General features: G+C 68.0%; 14 protein-coding genes. 8 read left to right on the plus strand and 6 right to left on the minus strand.

The window, feature by feature from the left end:
- Positions 1-71 precede the first annotated feature (71 nt).
- Positions 72-245 carry a 50S ribosomal protein L32 gene (gene rpmF / locus BST14_RS24905; RefSeq protein ID WP_083066994.1) on the minus strand — a complete coding sequence of 58 codons (174 nt, stop codon included), beginning with the start codon at positions 243-245 and terminating at the stop codon, positions 72-74.
- 266 nt (positions 246-511) lie between these two features.
- Here rpmF and BST14_RS24910 point away from each other — a divergent pair, with 266 nt between their 5' ends.
- The 7 genes from BST14_RS24910 (at position 512) to BST14_RS24940 (ending at position 9,696) form a co-directional block, all read left to right on the plus strand.
- Positions 512-2,251 (plus strand): acyclic terpene utilization AtuA family protein, encoded by a 1,740-nt coding sequence (locus BST14_RS24910; RefSeq protein ID WP_083066995.1) that lies wholly within the window; start codon positions 512-514, stop codon positions 2,249-2,251.
- A complete protein-coding gene (locus tag BST14_RS24915) occupies positions 2,248-3,396 on the plus strand; it encodes an acyl-CoA dehydrogenase family protein (protein WP_083066996.1) in 1,149 nt (382 codons plus the stop codon). Before BST14_RS24910 ends, BST14_RS24915 begins: the two co-directional genes overlap by 4 nt.
- Positions 3,397-3,398: 2 nt before the next feature.
- Positions 3,399-4,988 (plus strand): acyl-CoA carboxylase subunit beta, encoded by a 1,590-nt coding sequence (locus BST14_RS24920; RefSeq protein ID WP_142279586.1) that lies wholly within the window; start codon positions 3,399-3,401, stop codon positions 4,986-4,988.
- Positions 4,989-4,993: 5 nt separating this feature from the next.
- The gene (locus tag BST14_RS24925) at positions 4,994-6,973 is read left to right on the plus strand and encodes an acetyl/propionyl/methylcrotonyl-CoA carboxylase subunit alpha (RefSeq protein ID WP_083066998.1); all 1,980 of its coding nucleotides are present in this window, start codon (positions 4,994-4,996) and stop codon (positions 6,971-6,973) included.
- The gene (locus tag BST14_RS24930; protein ID WP_083066999.1) at positions 6,970-8,136 is read left to right on the plus strand and encodes an acyl-CoA dehydrogenase family protein; all 1,167 of its coding nucleotides are present in this window, start codon (positions 6,970-6,972) and stop codon (positions 8,134-8,136) included. The genes BST14_RS24925 and BST14_RS24930 overlap by 4 nt, the downstream gene beginning before the upstream one ends.
- Positions 8,136-8,960 carry an enoyl-CoA hydratase family protein gene (locus tag BST14_RS24935; protein ID WP_083067000.1) on the plus strand — a complete coding sequence of 275 codons (825 nt, stop codon included), beginning with the start codon at positions 8,136-8,138 and terminating at the stop codon, positions 8,958-8,960. The genes BST14_RS24930 and BST14_RS24935 overlap by 1 nt, the downstream gene beginning before the upstream one ends.
- Positions 8,961-9,093: 133 nt before the next feature.
- Positions 9,094-9,696 carry a DUF1707 SHOCT-like domain-containing protein gene (locus tag BST14_RS24940; RefSeq protein WP_083067001.1) on the plus strand — a complete coding sequence of 201 codons (603 nt, stop codon included), beginning with the start codon at positions 9,094-9,096 and terminating at the stop codon, positions 9,694-9,696.
- Between the two features lie 9 nt (positions 9,697-9,705).
- On the opposite strand, the gene BST14_RS24945 is transcribed toward BST14_RS24940, so the two are convergent.
- The 5 genes from BST14_RS24945 to purN all read right to left on the minus strand — a co-directional run bounded on the left by BST14_RS24945 (position 9,706) and on the right by purN (position 16,361).
- Positions 9,706-10,554, minus strand: a complete 849-nt coding sequence (locus tag BST14_RS24945; RefSeq protein WP_083067002.1) for an aldo/keto reductase — start codon at positions 10,552-10,554, stop codon at positions 9,706-9,708.
- A 70-nt stretch (positions 10,555-10,624) separates the two neighbouring features.
- Positions 10,625-12,658 (minus strand): VWA domain-containing protein, encoded by a 2,034-nt coding sequence (locus BST14_RS24950; protein ID WP_083067003.1) that lies wholly within the window; start codon positions 12,656-12,658, stop codon positions 10,625-10,627.
- Entirely contained in the window at positions 12,651-14,045 is a 1,395-nt protein-coding gene (locus tag BST14_RS24955; RefSeq protein WP_083067004.1) for a sigma 54-interacting transcriptional regulator, read from the minus strand. Before BST14_RS24955 ends, BST14_RS24950 begins: the two co-directional genes overlap by 8 nt.
- Positions 14,046-14,133: 88 nt before the next feature.
- On the minus strand, positions 14,134-15,717 hold the full coding sequence (gene purH / locus BST14_RS24960; protein ID WP_083067005.1) for a bifunctional phosphoribosylaminoimidazolecarboxamide formyltransferase/IMP cyclohydrolase: 1,584 nt from the start codon (positions 15,715-15,717) through the stop codon (positions 14,134-14,136).
- Positions 15,714-16,361: a phosphoribosylglycinamide formyltransferase gene (gene purN / locus BST14_RS24965; protein ID WP_083067006.1), complete on the minus strand. Its 648-nt coding sequence runs from the start codon at positions 16,359-16,361 to the stop codon at positions 15,714-15,716. The genes purH and purN overlap by 4 nt, the downstream gene beginning before the upstream one ends.
- 144 nt (positions 16,362-16,505) lie before the next feature.
- On the opposite strand from purN, the gene BST14_RS31780 reads away from it, so the two are divergent.
- The coding region (locus BST14_RS31780; RefSeq protein ID WP_142279208.1) for a transposase at positions 16,506-16,683 on the plus strand (178 nt) is incomplete at its 3' end.

Here is a 16,683-nt window from a genome sequence, read left to right on the forward strand (position 1 = left end):
GCCACTGTCTACCGCGCCGCCGTCGTCCTCAGCGCATGCATCATCTGGACCCGCCATATGGGAGACACGTCCTAGCGGCGGTCGAGGTCGATCAGACCGAGGCGGGCCGCCTTGAGCAGCCGCCGGGGCACCTTGTGGCGCTGACCCGCGATCGTGACACCGACGAGTTCGGTCTTCTCGGCCTTCCACTGCGCGCGCCGGCTACGGGTGTTCGCGCGCGACATTCTGCGCTTGGGTACGGCCATGGTCGGGCCTGACTCCTCGTGTTGTTTCGGTAACGACGTAAAACGTGCGGTTCGGCATTGTCGCGCGGCGAGGCCGGTGAGCCGAACGGGCGACGGTCGCACATCAGGATAGTCGCTGGTCCGCGTGTGGCCAAAATGAACGCCCGCAGGCCGAGCCAGAAGCGGCCCGCCCTCGAGTGGGATCCTTGACGTGACACCGACGACACCCGCTAACCTACCGGTTGGTTGGTGGGTCCGAACCGTGAATCCCCGAATGGAGGACAGGCATGGCCTCTGCTTCCGGCGCCGCTGGCGCCCTGGGCAGTCCCGGCGCCGTCCGGATTGCGAATTGCTCGGGCTTCTACGGGGACCGGCTGTCGGCCATGCGCGAGATGCTCACCGGCGGTGATGTCGACTATCTGACCGGCGATTACCTGGCCGAACTCACCATGCTGATTCTGGGCCGCGACCGGATGAAGCACCCCGAGCGCGGTTACGCGAAGACCTTTCTGACGCAGCTCGAGGATTGTCTGGGTGAGGCCCGCGACCGCGGGGTCCGCATCGTCGCCAACGCCGGCGGCCTCAACCCGGCCGGCCTGGCCGACGCGATACGCGCGCTGGCCGAACGCCTGGGCATCGACGCGCGGGTCGCCCATGTGGAGGGTGACGACCTGTTGTCGCGCGCCGCCGAACTCGGGCTGGGCAGCCCGCTGACGGCGAACGCCTACCTGGGTGCCTGGGGCATCGTCGACTGCCTGGGCGATGGCGCCGACGTCGTCGTCACCGGCCGCGTCACCGACGCCTCGGTGATCGTCGGGGCGGCCGCGGCGCACTTCGGGTGGGGCCGGACCGACTACGACGCGCTCGCCGGCGCGGTGGTCGCCGGCCACGTCATCGAGTGCGGAGTACAGGCCACCGGCGGCAACTATTCGTTCTTCACGGAGATTCCGGAGTCCACCGGCCTCCTGCACGCCGGTTTCCCGCTGGCCGAGGTCCACGCCGACGGATCCTCGGTGATCACCAAGCACCCGGGCACCGGCGGTCTGGTCAGCGTCGACACCGTCACCGCGCAGCTGCTGTACGAGATCACCGGGGCCCGCTACGCCAACCCCGACGTGACCGCCCGGATGGACAGCGTCGAGTTGTCGTCCGACGGGCCCGACCGGGTGCGCATCAGCGGCGTGCACGGCGAGGCGCCGCCTCCTACGTACAAGGTGTCGATGAACAGCATCGGCGGGTTCCGCAACTCGATGACGTTCGTGTTGACCGGTCTGGACATCAAGGCCAAGGCGGACCTGGTGCGCCAACAACTCGACGCCTCGCTCACCGTCAAGCCCGCCGAACTGCAATGGACTTTGGCCCGCACCGACCACCCCGACGCCGACACCGAAGAAGCCGCCAGCGCCCTGCTGCACTGCGTGGTCCGCGACCCCGACCCCGCCAAGGTCGGACGCCAATTCTCCTCGGCCGCCGTGGAATTGGCGCTGGCCAGCTATCCGGGATTCCACGTCACCGCGCCGCCGGGCGACGGCCAGGTCTACGGCGTGTTCACCCCGGGCTACGTCGCCGCCGATCAGGTACCGCACGTTGCGGTGCACGCGGACGGCACCCGTGTCGATATCCCCTGCGCCACCGATACTTTGCAACTCTGTCCCGCCGCTGAGCCACCGCTTCCAGAACCGCTGCCGGACGGGCCGACCCGGCGCGTGCCGCTGGGCCGCATCGCCGGCGCGCGCAGCGGCGACAAGGGCGGCTCGGCCAACGTCGGGGTCTGGGTGCGCACCGACGAGCAATGGCGATGGCTGGCCAACACTTTGACCGTCGAGCTGCTCGCCGAACTGCTGCCCGAAGCGGCCGACTTCGATGTCACCCGACACCTGCTGCCGAATCTGCGGGCGGTCAACTTCGTCATCGACGGCATCCTCGGCCAAGGCGTCGCTTACCAGGCCCGCTTCGATCCCCAGGCCAAGGGGCTGGGCGAATGGCTCCGCGGCCGCCACCTCGATATCCCGGAGGCGCTGCTGTGAACCTTTGGAACACGCCCGAGCGCGAGCAACTGCGAAAGACGGTGCGCTCGTTCGCAGAACGCGAGATCTTGCCCCACGTCGACGAGTGGGAGCGCGGCGGCGAGCTGCCGCGCGAATTGCACCGCAGCGCGGGGGCCGCCGGGCTGCTGGGCGCGGGGTTTCCCGAATCGGTCGGCGGCGGTGGCGGCGACGGCGCCGACGCGGTGATCATCTGCGAGGAGATGCATCAGGCCGGGGTCCCGGGCGGCGTGTTCGCGTCGCTGTTCACCTGCGGCATCGCGGTGCCGCACATGATCGCTTCGGGCGACCAGCGGCTCATCGAGGAATTCGTCCGGCCGACCCTGGCCGGCGAGAAGATCGGATCGCTGGCCATCACCGAGCCGGGCGGCGGTTCCGACGTCGGCCACCTGCGTACCTCGGCGGTGCGCGACGGTGAGCACTACATCGTCAACGGCGCCAAGACCTACATCACCTCCGGGGTCCGCGCCGATTACGTCGTGACCGCGGTGCGCACCGGAGGCCCTGGCGCGGGCGGGGTTTCACTGCTGGTGGTAAAGAAGGGCACACCCGGCTTCGAGGTGAGCCGCAAGCTGGACAAGATGGGCTGGCGGTCCTCGGATACGGCCGAGCTGTCCTACACCGACGTCCGGGTGCCGATCAGCAACCTGGTCGGCGCCGAGAACACCGGATTCGCCCAGATCGCCCAGGCCTTCGTCTCCGAGCGCATCGGCCTTGCCGCACAGGCATATTCGAGCGCCCAGCGATGCCTGGACCTGACGGTGCAATGGTGTCGCGACCGCGAAACATTCGGTCGCCCATTGATATCGCGGCAGTCGGTGCAAAACACATTGGCCGAGATGGCGCGTCGCATCGATGTCGCCCGGGTCTACTCGCGCCACGTGGTGGAGCAGCAGCTCGCGGGCGAATCGAACCTGATTCCGCAGGTGTGCTTCGCCAAGAACACCGCCGTCGAGGCCGGTGAATGGGTGGCCAACCAAGTCGTCCAGCTGTTCGGCGGCATGGGGTACATGGCCGAATCCGAGGTCGAACGCCAATACCGGGACATGCGGATCCTGGGCATCGGCGGAGGAACCACCGAAATCCTGACCGCACTGTCCGCCAAACTGCTGGGATTCCAATCATGACCGTGCTGCAGTCCACCCTGGACCGCGACGCTGCCGCCTTCGCCGACGCGGCGTCGACGGCGATCGCGAAACTCGAGGAGATCGAGGCCGAGCTGGCCAACGCACTGGCCGGCGGCGGGGCCAAATACGTTGAGCGCCATCATGACCGCGGCAAGCTGACGGCGCGCGAACGCATCGAATCGCTGATCGACCAGGATTCGCCGTTCCTGGAACTGAGCCCCCTGGCGGCCTGGGGCAGCGCCTTCAAGGTCGGCGCCAGCACGGTCACCGGCATCGGCGTGGTCGAGGGTGTCGAATGCATGATCGTCGCGAACGACCCGACGGTCAAAGGCGGCACCAGCAACCCGTGGACCCTGAAGAAGATCCTGCGGGCCAATCAGATCGCCTTTGAGAACCGGCTCCCGGTGATCTCGCTGGTGGAGTCCGGCGGTGCGGACCTGCCCACGCAGAAGGAGATCTTCATTCCCGGCGGGCGAATGTTCCGCGACCTGACCCGGCTCTCGGCGGCCGGAATCCCCACCATCGCACTGGTATTCGGCAACTCCACCGCGGGCGGGGCCTACGTCCCGGGCATGTCGGATCACGTGGTGATGATCAAGGAACGTTCCAAGGTCTTTTTGGCCGGTCCCCCACTGGTGAAGATGGCCACCGGCGAGGAGTCCGACGACGAATCGCTCGGCGGCGCCGAAATGCATGCCCGCGTCTCCGGTTTGGCCGACTACTTCGCCCTCGACGAGCTCGACGCGATCCGCATCGGCCGTCGCATTGTGGCCCGGTTGAACTGGGCCAAGCAGGGGCCGAAACCCAAACCGGTCACCGAGCCGCGGTTCGACACCGAGGAACTCATCGGCATCGTGCCCGCGGATCTGCGGATCCCGTTCGATCCCCGCGAAGTGATCGCCCGCATCGTCGACGGCTCCGAGTTCGACGAATTCAAGCCGCTGTACGGCTCGTCGCTGGTGACGGGCTGGGCCTGGCTGCACGGCTATCCGATCGGCATCCTGGCCAACGCCCGCGGCGTGCTGTTCAGCGAGGAATCGCAGAAAGCCACCCAGTTCATCCAGCTGGCCAACCGTTCCGACACGCCACTGCTGTTCCTGCACAACACCACCGGCTACATGGTGGGCAAGGACTACGAAGAGGGCGGGATGATCAAACACGGCTCGATGATGATCAACGCCGTGTCCAACTCGACGGTCCCGCACATCTCGCTGCTGATCGGCGCCTCCTACGGCGCGGGCCACTACGGCATGTGCGGACGTGCCTACGATCCGCGGTTCCTCTTCGCCTGGCCGACGTCGAAGTCGGCCGTGATGGGCGGCGCCCAGCTGTCGGGCGTGCTGTCGATCGTGGCCCGGGCGGCCGCCGAGGCACGCGGCCAGCAGGTCGACGAGGAGGCCGACGCGGCGATGCGGGCCGCCGTCGAGGGCCAGATCGAAGCCGAGTCGCTGCCGCTGGTGTTGTCCGGGATGCTTTACGACGACGGGGTGATCGACCCGCGCGATACCCGCACCGTCTTGGGAATTTGTCTGTCCGCCATCGCCAATGGCCCGATCAAGGGGACGTCGAACTTCGGCGTCTTCCGGATGTGAGCCCCATGGTCACTCGAGTACTGGTCGCCAACCGCGGCGAGATCGCCCGGCGGGTGTTCGCCACCTGCCGCCGACTCGGCTTAGGCACCGTCGCCGTGTACACCGAACCGGACGCCGGCGCCCCGCACGTCGCCGAGGCCGACGCGCGGGTGCGGCTGGACAAGACCAACGACTACCTCAACGTCGAGGCCATCATCGGCGCCGCCCGCGCCGCGGGCGCCGACGCGATACACCCCGGTTACGGATTCCTCTCGGAGAACCCCGACTTCGCGGCCGCCGTCCAGGATGCCGGCCTGACGTGGGTGGGGCCGCCGGTGGACGCGGTGCGCGCGATGGGCTCCAAGATCGAGTCCAAGAAACTCATGGCCGCGGCCGGGGTGCCCGTGCTCGATGAGCTCGACCCGGACACGGTCACCGAGGCGCAGCTGCCGGTGCTGGTCAAGGCCTCCGCGGGCGGCGGTGGCCGCGGCATGCGGGTGGTGCGCGAATTGTCCGCCCTGCCAGCCGAAGTGGAAGCGGCGCGCCGCGAAGCGCAGTCCGCCTTCGGCGACCCGACCGTGTTCTGCGAGCGCTACCTGCCCACCGGACATCACATCGAGGTTCAGGTCATGGCCGACACCCACGGCACGGTGTGGGCGGTCGGGGAACGGGAATGCTCGATCCAGCGCCGCCACCAGAAGATCATCGAGGAGGCGCCCTCGCCGTTGGTGGAGCGCACACCGGGCATGCGGGCCAAGCTGTTCGACGCGACCCGATTGGCCGTCGAGGCCATCGGCTACACCGGCGCCGGCACGGTGGAGTTCCTCGCCGACGACGACGGCGAGTTCTACTTCCTCGAAATGAACACCCGGCTTCAGGTCGAACACCCGGTGACCGAGGAGACCACCGGTCTCGATCTGGTCGAACTGCAGCTCGCCGTCGCCGACGGCGCCCGGCTGGAATCGGAACCTCCTGCGACTCAAGGGCATTCGATCGAGGCCCGGCTCTATGCCGAGGACCCCGCCAAGAACTGGCAGCCGCAGGCCGGCCCGGTCCGCCGGTTCGAGGTGCCGTCGGTTCGGGCGGAGTTCGGTTCCCTGGGGCAGCGGACCGGGATCCGGGTGGATTCGGGCATCGTCGACGGGTTCACGGTCTCGATTCACTACGATCCCATGCTGGCCAAGGTCATCTCCTACGCCCCGACGCGACGCCAGGCGGCGCTGATTCTCGCCGACGCCCTGGCCCGAGCCCGCGTGCACGGTGTGCGCACCAACCGGGAACTCCTGGTGAACGTGTTGCGGCATCCCGCGTTCCTCGACGGCGCCACCGACACAGCGTTTTTCGACACCCACGACCTGGCGCGCCTGGCGGCGCCGCTGGGCGATGCCACGGTGGTCCGACTGTCCGCCATCGCGGCCGCACTCGCCGACGCCGCGCACAACCGCGCCGTCGCCCCCGTGCTGGGCGCCGTTCCCAGCGGCTGGCGCAACCTACCGTCGGTCTACCAGGCCAGGGACTACCACGACGACGCGGGCGAGAAGATCAGGGTTCAATACCGTTTCACCAGAACCGGTTTGGCGCTTCCCGACGACCCGTCGGTGCAGCTGGTGTCGGCCACGGCAAAGGCCGTCGTGCTGCGGGTAAACGGCGTCGAGCACGGGTTCTCGGTACGGCGCTACGCTGCCGATGTCTACGTCGATTCCGCGCGCGGGCCGGTGCACCTGATCGCGCAGCCGCGTTTTCCCGAGCCCGGTTCGACCGTCGAGAAGGGCTCGCTGGTGGCGCCGATGCCCGGCAGCGTCATCAGGCTCGGTGCCGCCATCGGCGACACCGTCACCGCCGGCCAGCCGCTGATCTGGCTGGAGGCCATGAAGATGGAACACACCATTGCCGCCCCGGTGGACGGGGTACTTGCCGAACTCAACGTCAAGACCGGTCAGCAAGTCGAAGTGGGCGCTGTGCTGGCAAGAGTGGAAGCGCCACAATCAGAAGGAGATCGAGCATGACCGACACCAGCTTCATCGAGAGTGAGGAACGTCAGGCTCTACGCAAGTCGGTGGCGGCCTGGGCGGCCAACTACGGAAGCGAATACTATCTGCGCAAGGCCCGCGCACACGAGCACACCGACGAATTATGGGCAGAGGCGGGCAAACTCGGCTTCCTCGGGGTGAACCTGCCCGAGGAGTACGGCGGCGGCGGCGCCGGAATGTACGAGCTGTCGCTGGTCATGGAGGAGATGGCGGCCGCGGGCAGCGCGCTCCTGCTGATGGTGGTCTCGCCGGCGATCAACGGCACCATCATCAGCAAGTTCGGCACCGAGGAGCAGAAGAGGCGCTGGATCCCCGGCATCGCCGACGGGACGCTGACGATGGCCTTCGCCATCACCGAGCCCGACGCCGGCTCCAACTCGCACAAGATCACCACGACCGCCCGCCGGGACGGTAGTGACTGGATCTTGAAGGGCCAGAAGGTTTATATCTCCGGCATCGACCAGGCGCAGGCGGTGCTGGTCGTGGCCCGCACCGAGGAGGCCAAGACCGGCAAGCTGCGCCCCGCGCTGTTCGTGGTGCCCACCGACGCGCCCGGCTTCACCTACACGCCGATCGAAATGGAACTGATCAGCCCCGAACGCCAGTTCCAGGTCTTCCTCGACGATGTGCGCCTGCCCAGCGACGCGCTCGTCGGCGCCGAAGATGCCGCCATCGCACAGCTTTTCGCCGGCCTCAACCCCGAACGGATCATGGGCGCGGCGAGCTCCGTCGGGATGGGACGGTACGCGCTGGCCCGGGCCGCCGAATACGTCAAAACCCGGCAGGTGTGGGGAACGCCGATCGGCGCGCATCAGGGTCTGTCACACCCGTTGGCGCAGTGCCACATCGAGGTCGAACTGGCCAAGCTGATGCTGCAGAAGGCCGCAACCCTCTATGACTCGGGCAACGACATGGGCGCGGCCGAGGCCGCGAACATGGCGAAATACGCTGCGGCCGAAGCGGCGACGCGGTCGGTGGATCAGGCGGTGCAGTCGCTGGGCGGCAACGGCCTGACCAAGGAGTACGGGCTGGCGGCCATGCTGGCCTCGGCCCGGCTGGGCCGCATCGCCCCGGTCAGCCGTGAGATGGTGCTGAACTTCGTCGCGCAGACGTCGCTGGGTCTGCCCCGAAGCTACTGATGGACCCGCTCGTCGAATACGCCGGACCCGCCGACACCGGCGGGCCGTACGCCCGGCTGACCCTGAATTCACCGCACAACCGCAACGCGCTGTCCACCATACTGGTCAATCAGTTGCATCAGGGGCTGCGCGACGCCTCGGCGGACCCGGCGGTACGGACGGTGGTGCTGGGCCACATCGGCGGAACGTTCTGCGCCGGTGCGGATTTGGGCGAGGGCGGCGGAGCCGGGCGACGGGGGCACCTCCCGCTTGTGGGGGACGGGTCGCCACCGTCAGCCTATGACCTGGCCGTCGCCCGGGCCCGCGAGATGGTCGCTTTGATGCGGGCCATCGTCTCCTCGCCGCTGCCGGTGATCGCCGCCATCGACGGGCACGTCCGCGCGGGAGGCTTCGGCCTGGTGGGTGCCTGCGATATTGCGGTCGCCGGTCCGCGCAGTACCTTCGCGCTCACCGAGGCCCGCATCGGCGTCGCCCCGGCGATCATCTCGTTGACGCTGCTGCCGAAGCTGTCGGCGCGGGCCGCGGCGCGCTATTACCTGACCGGCGAGAAGTTCGACGCCGCCCAAGCGGCCGAGATCGGACTGATCACGGTTGCCGCCGAGGACGTCGACGCCACGGTCGACCAACTGGTCTTCGATATCGGCCGTGGTTCCCCCCAGGGCCTCGCGGCCTCCAAGGCGCTGACCACGACCGCGGTGCTAGAGGGGTTCGACCGCGACGCCGAACGCCTCGCCCAGGAATCGGCCCGGCTGTTTGTGTCCGACGAGGCGCGCGAAGGCATGCTGGCGTTTCTCGAGAAGCGCACGCCCAACTGGATGAGTTAGCCAGGCGGGAAGTTAGCCAGATGTCGAACAAACGGTCCGGCCGCACGGCCGGCGATGCGGCGCGGGCCGGCGCAAGGTTGCAGTTTAGCCAATCCTCTTGCAGCAAAAGTTGTACGCCGTAGGCTCGTGGGTGATGAGCAACTCAACGCAACGGGGTGCGGAGGACACGCGCGGCGAGCCGTCGCGCGCGGCTGATACCGACCGCATCCAGATCGCCCAGTTGCTTGCGTATGCGGCCGAGCAGGGCCGGCTGCAGCTCAACGACTACGAAGACCGGTTGACCAGGGCTTATGCGGCGACGACGTATGAGGAACTGGATCAGCTGCGGGCCGATCTGCCGGGGGCGCCGATCAGCCCGCGCCGCGGCGGCAAGCCCAATCCGGCGCCCTCGACGCTCCTGCTGGCGTTGCTGAGCGGCTTCGAGCGTCGCGGCCGATGGAACGTCCCGAAGAAGCTCACCACCTTCACCCTGTGGGGCAGCGGGGTGGTCGATCTGCGCTACGCCGACTTCACCTCGACCGAAGTCGACATCCATGCGATGTCGATCATGGGCGTGCAAAACATTTTGCTACCGCCCGAAGTCAACGTCGAGGTGCACGGCCGCGGTGTGATGGGAAACTTCGACCGCGAGGTGCACGGGCAGGGCACCCCCGGCGCGCCGACCGTGCACATTCGCGGCTTCTCCCTGTGGGGCGGCGTCGGGATCATCCGCAAAGCCCGCCGGCCACGCGGTTGACGGAGGCCCTCAGCCGGGCACGTAGTCGAACGTGTCGGGATTGGGCCCGTTGCGTCCGGACTCGCCCTTGTCGAGCGCCGAGATGGCGTCCATGTCGGAATCGTCGAGTTCGAAGTCGAACAGCGCGAAATTCTCCTTGACCCGATCCGGTGTCACCGACTTCGGAAAGACGATGTCGCCGCGCTGAATGTGCCAGCGCAACACCACCTGCGCCGCCGACTTGCCGCGGGCCTCTGCGACGCGGTTGATCACCGGATCACCGAGCACCTTGCCCTGAGCGATGGGCGCCCACGCCTCGGTGGCGATGCCATGCTCGCGTCCGTACGCCCGGACCTGTTCGTTGCCGAAGTACGGATGCACCTCGATCTGGTTGACGGACGGGACCGTGCCGGTTTCGTCGGCGAGCCGATCCAGATGTGCGACTTGGAAATTCGACACACCGATGCTGCGGGCGCGTCCGTCCCGCGCGAACTCTTCGAAGACTTTCCACGTCGATACGAAATCGCCATCGTAGAGCGTGGGCAGCGGCCAGTGGATGAGGAACAGGTCGACGTAGTCCGAATCCAGCTTCTTGAGCGTCTCGTCGAAGGCGCGGCGCGCATCGTCGGGTTTGTGAGATCCGTTGTTGAGCTTGCTGGTGACAAAGACGTCACCGCGGTCCAGGCCCGCGTCGCGGATGCCTTGCGCGACTTCTCGTTCGTTGCCGTACATTTCGGCCGTGTCGATGTGGCGGTATCCAATCTCGAGCGCCGTCTTCACCGCCGCGGCGGTCTCGTCGGGCTTGATCTGGAACACCCCGAAACCCAGCTGCGGAATGCTGACGCCGTCATTGAGTTCGATCGTCGGAACCTGGCTCATACGTCTCCTCCTTCTCCGAATCCTGTAGCCCGTCGAGAACACACCAATCCCCGACGCGCACGCGCGGCGGCTAACGGCGGCGTGACCGCAGGTAGTCGCCGACGACGGCCGCCCCCAGTCCGTCGAGATCGGGTACCACGACCCGCCCCTCGACGCGGCGGGCCACCTGGTCGATGAACCGGGCCAGCCCAGGGTCGCTGCCCAGCCGGAAGATGGTGATCTGGGCGCCCAGGCGCGCCATCTCGTCGAAGCCGCGCACCGTGTGGGCGATGGTCCGCGGATGCGGCGGGTAGTCGAAGAACACCGTCGTTCCGTCACCGTCGAAGTCCTCCAGGTGCGCGGTCGGCTCCCCGTCGGTAACCACCAGCACGACGGGCTGGGCGTTGGGATGCCGGCGCAGATGGCGCCCGGCCAACGCCAGCGCGTGATGCAGGTTGGTGCCCTGCTCATAGACCCCTTCCAAACCGGTGAGCTCGGCGGCGGTCACCGTCCGCGCGTAGCGGCCAAAGGCGATGATCTGCAAGGCATCCGAACGAAAGCGCGTGCACACCAGGTGGTTGAGTGCCAGCGCCGTTTGCTTCATCGGCAGCCAGCGATTCTCCATCACCATGGAGAACGAGGTGTCGACCAGCAGCGCGACCGCGGCCTGGGTCCGGGTCTCGGTCTCGGAGACCTCGACGTCGTCGACGGTGATCTTCAACCGCCCGTCCGGGCCGTCCAGGGTGGCGGTCCCCGATTGGCGCAGGACGGCGTTGGTCAATGTGCGGGAGATGTTCCACGGCTCGGTGTCCCCGAACTGCCAGGGCCGAGTGGCGCCGGTCAGTTCGCCGGCCGCACCCGCGCGCCGGTGGTCACGCTCACCGCGGCGCCCGGAAAGTTGTTGTGCCACATCGCGCAGCGCCGTCTCACCGAGCCGGCGCATCGCCTTCGGCGACAGCCGCCATTGCCCATCGGAACCGCGGTCCAAGAAGCCCTGATTGACCAGTGCGCGTTCCAATTCGGCGAGCGTGCGGGCGTCGACGGCCGCCTGGTCGCCGAGCTGGCGGGCCAGCGCGTCGAGGTCGACGTCGTCCATGGTTGCACCCGGATAGCTCTGCGAGAGCTGCTCGGCCAGCTGCTCCAGCTCGGCGATGTCGGACAGCGCCTGGGTGCCCTCGCCCATCCCGAACGGGTTGTCACCGGAGAACTGCTCGGACCCGCTCCAGTCCTCGCCCGGACGCGCCGCTTGCAGGTGCGCATCGAGTCGGTTCAGCGCCTGCATCAGCGCGGGCGAGCCAAAAGCTTGCTGCGCCAACGCATCCAGCTCTGCGCGCTGCTCGGCGCTCAGGCTGTTGCGAAACCGCTGCGCGGCGGCGGCGCGCTTGGCCAGCGAGTCCAGCAACTCGTCGACGTTGCGCGGGTTCTCCGGAAAGAACTCGCCGTGTTTGTCCATGAAGTCTTCGAAGTCTTGCTGGGTGTCCTCGCCGCGGGCGTGCTTGTCCAGCAGATCGTTGAGGTCGTCGACCATGTCGTTGACCCGTTGACGATCCTCGTCGGTGGCTCCTTCGAGCGCCTGCTTCATGCCCGCGAAGCGCTGGTCCAGCATCTCGCGGCCGAGCAGATCCTTGATCTGATCGTACTTTTGGCGGGCCTCGCCGCTGCGCCAGTTGTATTCGGAGAGCTCCTGGACGGCCTTGGCCGGCGACGACGGCAGCGCGTCCAGCTGCAGTTCACCGAAGCGGGCGTCGTCGTCGAGCGCGCGGGCCAGCTCCTTGCGTTCGGCCAGCACGGCCTCGTCCAGCAGCTTCTTGATCTCCTGCAGGGTTCCGCCTAAGTTGTTGCGTCGCAACAACTCCCGTCGCCGCCGGTTGGCCTCGGCGGCCAGCCGGTCCGCGCCGGGCAGGTTCTTGGTGCCGCGGCGCAGCAGCTCGGACAGCGCTCGCCGCGGCGACGTGCCGGCCATGACGTCCTGGCCGATCTGTTCGAGCGCCTCGCGCAGATCCACCGGCGGGGCCAGCGGGTCCGGGCCGCCGGTGTACGCCGAGTATCGCGACGAATGCCCTCGTGATGATCGCCCGCGCGGGGAAGCCGGGCGCGGCGAGTCGTCACCATCAAACCTAGCCATAGACGGTTTGACCCTCCCCGGATACCTTGTCGATGCGTTTGGCCAGATACAGGGCCTCGAGCGCCAGCTCCAGTGCCGCGGCGCGTTCGCCTTCCGACTGTGCGCCGACCTTGGCCGCGATCTTGTCCACCACCGGCAGGCTCGGCACCGCGGCCAGCACGTCCTTAGCCGACACCCGCTCACCCGTCGTCACCGCCGAGCCGCCCTCGACCGCGGCCACCAGTGAACCGACGTCGATGCCGCCCAGCACCCGGGAGGCGGTATCGGCGGTCGCCCGGCGCAGCAGGTGCTCGAGCACGGCCTGTTCGCGGCCCTCCTCGCCGGACTCGAACTCCAGCTTGCCGCGCAGCACGTCGATCACCGTGCCCAGGTCGACCACCCGGGCCACCGGGTCGGTCTCCCCCAGCACAGCGCCACGCTGCCGCGCGGCGGCGGCGACCGTCTCCGCGGCGGCGATGGCGAACCGCGCCGACACCCCGGAGCGTTGATCCACGGAATTGGACTCCCGCAGGTAGCGGGCGAACCGGGCGATGACCTGCATCAGGTAATCGGGAACCTGGGCCGACAGGTGCGCTTCCTGCGCGATCACCCCGACTTCCGCGTCGAGCTCGAGCGGGTAGTGGGTGCGGATCTCGGCGCCGAAACGGTCTTTCAGCGGGGTGATGATGCGCCCGCGGTTGGTGTAGTCCTCGGGGTTGGCGCTGGCGACCACCAACACGTCCAGCGGCAGGCGCAGCGTGTAACCGCGGACCTGGATGTCGCGCTCCTCCATCACGTTGAGCATCGACACCTGGATGCGCTCGGCGAGGTCGGGCAGTTCGTTGACCGCGACGATGCCGCGGTGTGCGCGCGGGATCAGGCCGTAGGCGATGGTCTCCGGGTCACCCAGGCTGCGGCCCTCGGCGACTTTGATGGGGTCGATATCGCCGACCAGGTCGGCGACGCTGGTGTCCGGGGTGGCCAGCTTTTCGGTGTAGCGCTCGCTGCGGTGCTTCCACTCCACCGGCAGGTCATCACCCAGCGTCGCGGCCTTGCGGATCGACTCCGGGGTGATCGGCGAGTAGGGATGCTCGCCCAGCTCGGCACCGGCGATCACCGGCGTCCACTCGTCGAGCAGGCCGGTCAGCGCCCGCAACAGCCGGGTTTTACCCTGCCCGCGCTCACCGAGCAGCACGAAGTCGTGGCCCGCGATCAACGCCCGCTCGAGCTGGGGCAGGACGGTGTCGTCGAAACCCAGAATGCCCGGCCAGATGGCTTCACCATCTCCGCCTTCGGCGAGGAGGGCGAGCAGATTTTCGCGGATTTCCTGCTTGACTCCCCGTTCACGATGACCGGCGGCACGCAGCTCGCCGACGGTACGGGGCAGGTTGCTCGGTGACGTCACCACTCCACGCTACGACGCGTGCTCTGACGAGTCATGCCAAGGGCGTTCACTTGACGCTAATTGACAGGCGCGTCGCCCGCGCACACCGTGGCTAGTGCGCGAAGTGACGCGCCCCGGTCAGATAGAGCGAAATGCCGGACTTGGCCGCCGCCGCGGTCACCTCGTCGTCGCGCACCGACCCGCCGGGGTGCACGATCGCCTTCACCCCGGCGCCGGTCAGCGTCTCGAGTCCGTCGGGGAACGGGAAGAACGCGTCGGATGCCGCGACGGCGCCGCGCACCCGATCGCCGCCTCTTTCCACGGCCAGCCGCGCCGCGTCGACCCGGTTCACCTGACCCATGCCGACGCCGATGGTGGCACCGCCGCCGGCGATCACGATCGCGTTCGACTTGACGGCGCGACAGACGCGCCAGGCGAACACCAGGTCGGCCAGCGTCGCCGGATCGGCGGGCGAACCGGTGGCCAGGGTCCAGTTCGTGGGGTTGTCGCCGTGCGCGTCGAGCTCGTCGCGCTGCTGCACCAACAGCCCGCCGCTGATCGGCCGCAGCTCGGTGCCGCCGGTCAGCGGCTCCGAGGCCACCAGCACCCGGATGTTCTTCTTGCGGGTCAACGCCTCCAGGGCGGCCGGCTGGTAGGCGGGGGCCACGATGACCTCGGTGAAGATGGTGCTGACGTACTCGGCCATCTCCAGGCTGACTTCGGTGTTGGACGCGATGACCCCGCCGAAGGCGCTCAACGGATCGCATTCGTGGGCCTTGCGGTGTGCATCCGCGACCGATTCCGAGGAGATGGCGATCCCACATGGGTTGGCGTGCTTGATGATTGCCACGCAGGTCTGCTCGTGGTCGAAGGCCGCCCGCCAGGCCGCGTCCGCATCGGTGAAGTTGTTGTAGGACATCTCTTTTCCGTGCAGCTGCTCGGCCTGCGCCAGTCCCGGCCAGGCGCCGGGGTCGCTGTACAGCGCCGCCTGCTGGTGCGGGTTCTCGCCGTAGCGCAGCATCGCCGAACGACGCCAGCTGTGGCCCAGCCACTGCGGGAACGTCGTCGGCGGATGTTCGGGAGCCAGCGTCGACTCCATCCAGCTCGCGACGGCGATGTCGTATTCGGCGGTGTGCTGAAAGGCAAGCGACGCCAGCCTTTTGCGCTCGGCGAGGCTGAACCCGCCCGCGCGTACCGCGGCGAGCACTCCGTCATAGCCCTGGGGGTCGACGATCACCGCCACGCTGGGATGGTTCTTCGCCGCCGCCCGCACCATCGACGGTCCGCCGATGTCGATCTGCTCGACGCATTCGTCGATGCTGGCCCCGGAATCGACGGTCTCGGTGAAAGGGTAGAGGTTGACGACGACGAGCTCGAACGCCGCGATGCCGAGCTCCTCGAGCGCGGCGGCGTGCTCGGGCTTGCGAAGGTCCGCCAGCAGCCCCGCGTGCACGCGCGGGTGCAGTGTCTTGACCCGGCCGTCGAGCACTTCGGGGAACCCGGTCAGCTCCTCGACCCGGGTCACCGGAATGCCTTTGTCGGCAATGACCTTCGCCGTGGACCCGGTCGAGACGATCTCGACGCCCGCGGCCGTCAAGCCCTGGGCGAGGTCGACGAGCCCGGTCTTGTCGTACACGCTGATCAAGGCGCGCCGGATCGGCCGTTTGGCGTCTTCCCGCCAGTCGTCGGTGCTCATCGGTTCGTCGCCTTTCGTCCGATCGTCGCTTTTCTCCCGACCAGGGTCAGGCCGCCTGTTGCGATCGCGGCCACCACGCCCACCAGTAGCTTGCGTTCGGTGACCTTGATGCGTTCGTGCAGAGTCTCTTCGGTGTCGCCGTCGAGCACCGGAACGGATTCCTGCGCCAGGATCGGCCCGGTGTCCGTCCCGGCGTCCACCAGGTGCACCGTACAGCCTGTGACCTTCACGCCGTAGGCCAACGCGTCGGCCACCCCGTGCGCACCCGGAAACGCCGGCAAAAGCGCGGGATGGGTGTTGATGACCCGCCCGTAGAATTGCGAAAGAAACCGTGGCCCAAGGATTTTCATGAAGCCGGCGGACACCACCAGGTCTGGCGAGTGTGCGGCGGTGGCCGCGGTGATGGCGGCGTCCCAGGCGGCGCGGTCGGGGTGCTCGCCGAGGCGGACGGTGAAGGCGGGCACGGACGCGGCCGCGGCGATCTCGATGGCCAGGCAGTCGCGGTCGGCACCCACGGCGACCACCCGGGCCGGGTAATCCGCCACGGCGGAAGTCAACAGCGAATTCAGCAGCGATCCGGTGCCTGAGGCCAGCACCACTACCCGTGCCGGTGCGTTCGGGGGCACAAGGAGCGGTTCGACCACATCGGCGAGCCTAGCCCGCCGTCGATGCGCGGCATGCATCGACGCGAGGAGAGTCGCGCGTTCGACTCGTGCGCCCGACGATCGGGCTAAACGACTAGGGCGTGTCTGGCAAAGATTTTGGATGTTGTGCCCGAGGCTTGAGTCATGTCGCGGTTTCAGTTGCTCACCGATGCTCAGTGGTCGTTGATTGAAGATTTGCTTCCGACTCGGACAGGCAAGCGGGGCAGGCCCTTTCAGGATGCCCGCTCGATGGTCGAGGGCATTATTTATCGGTACCGGTGTGGGATCGCCTGGCGAGACGTGCCCGGGGCGTTCGGGCCGT

The organism is Mycobacterium arosiense ATCC BAA-1401 = DSM 45069 (assembly GCF_002086125.1).
In the GTDB taxonomy this organism is placed as follows: domain Bacteria; phylum Actinomycetota; class Actinomycetes; order Mycobacteriales; family Mycobacteriaceae; genus Mycobacterium; species Mycobacterium arosiense.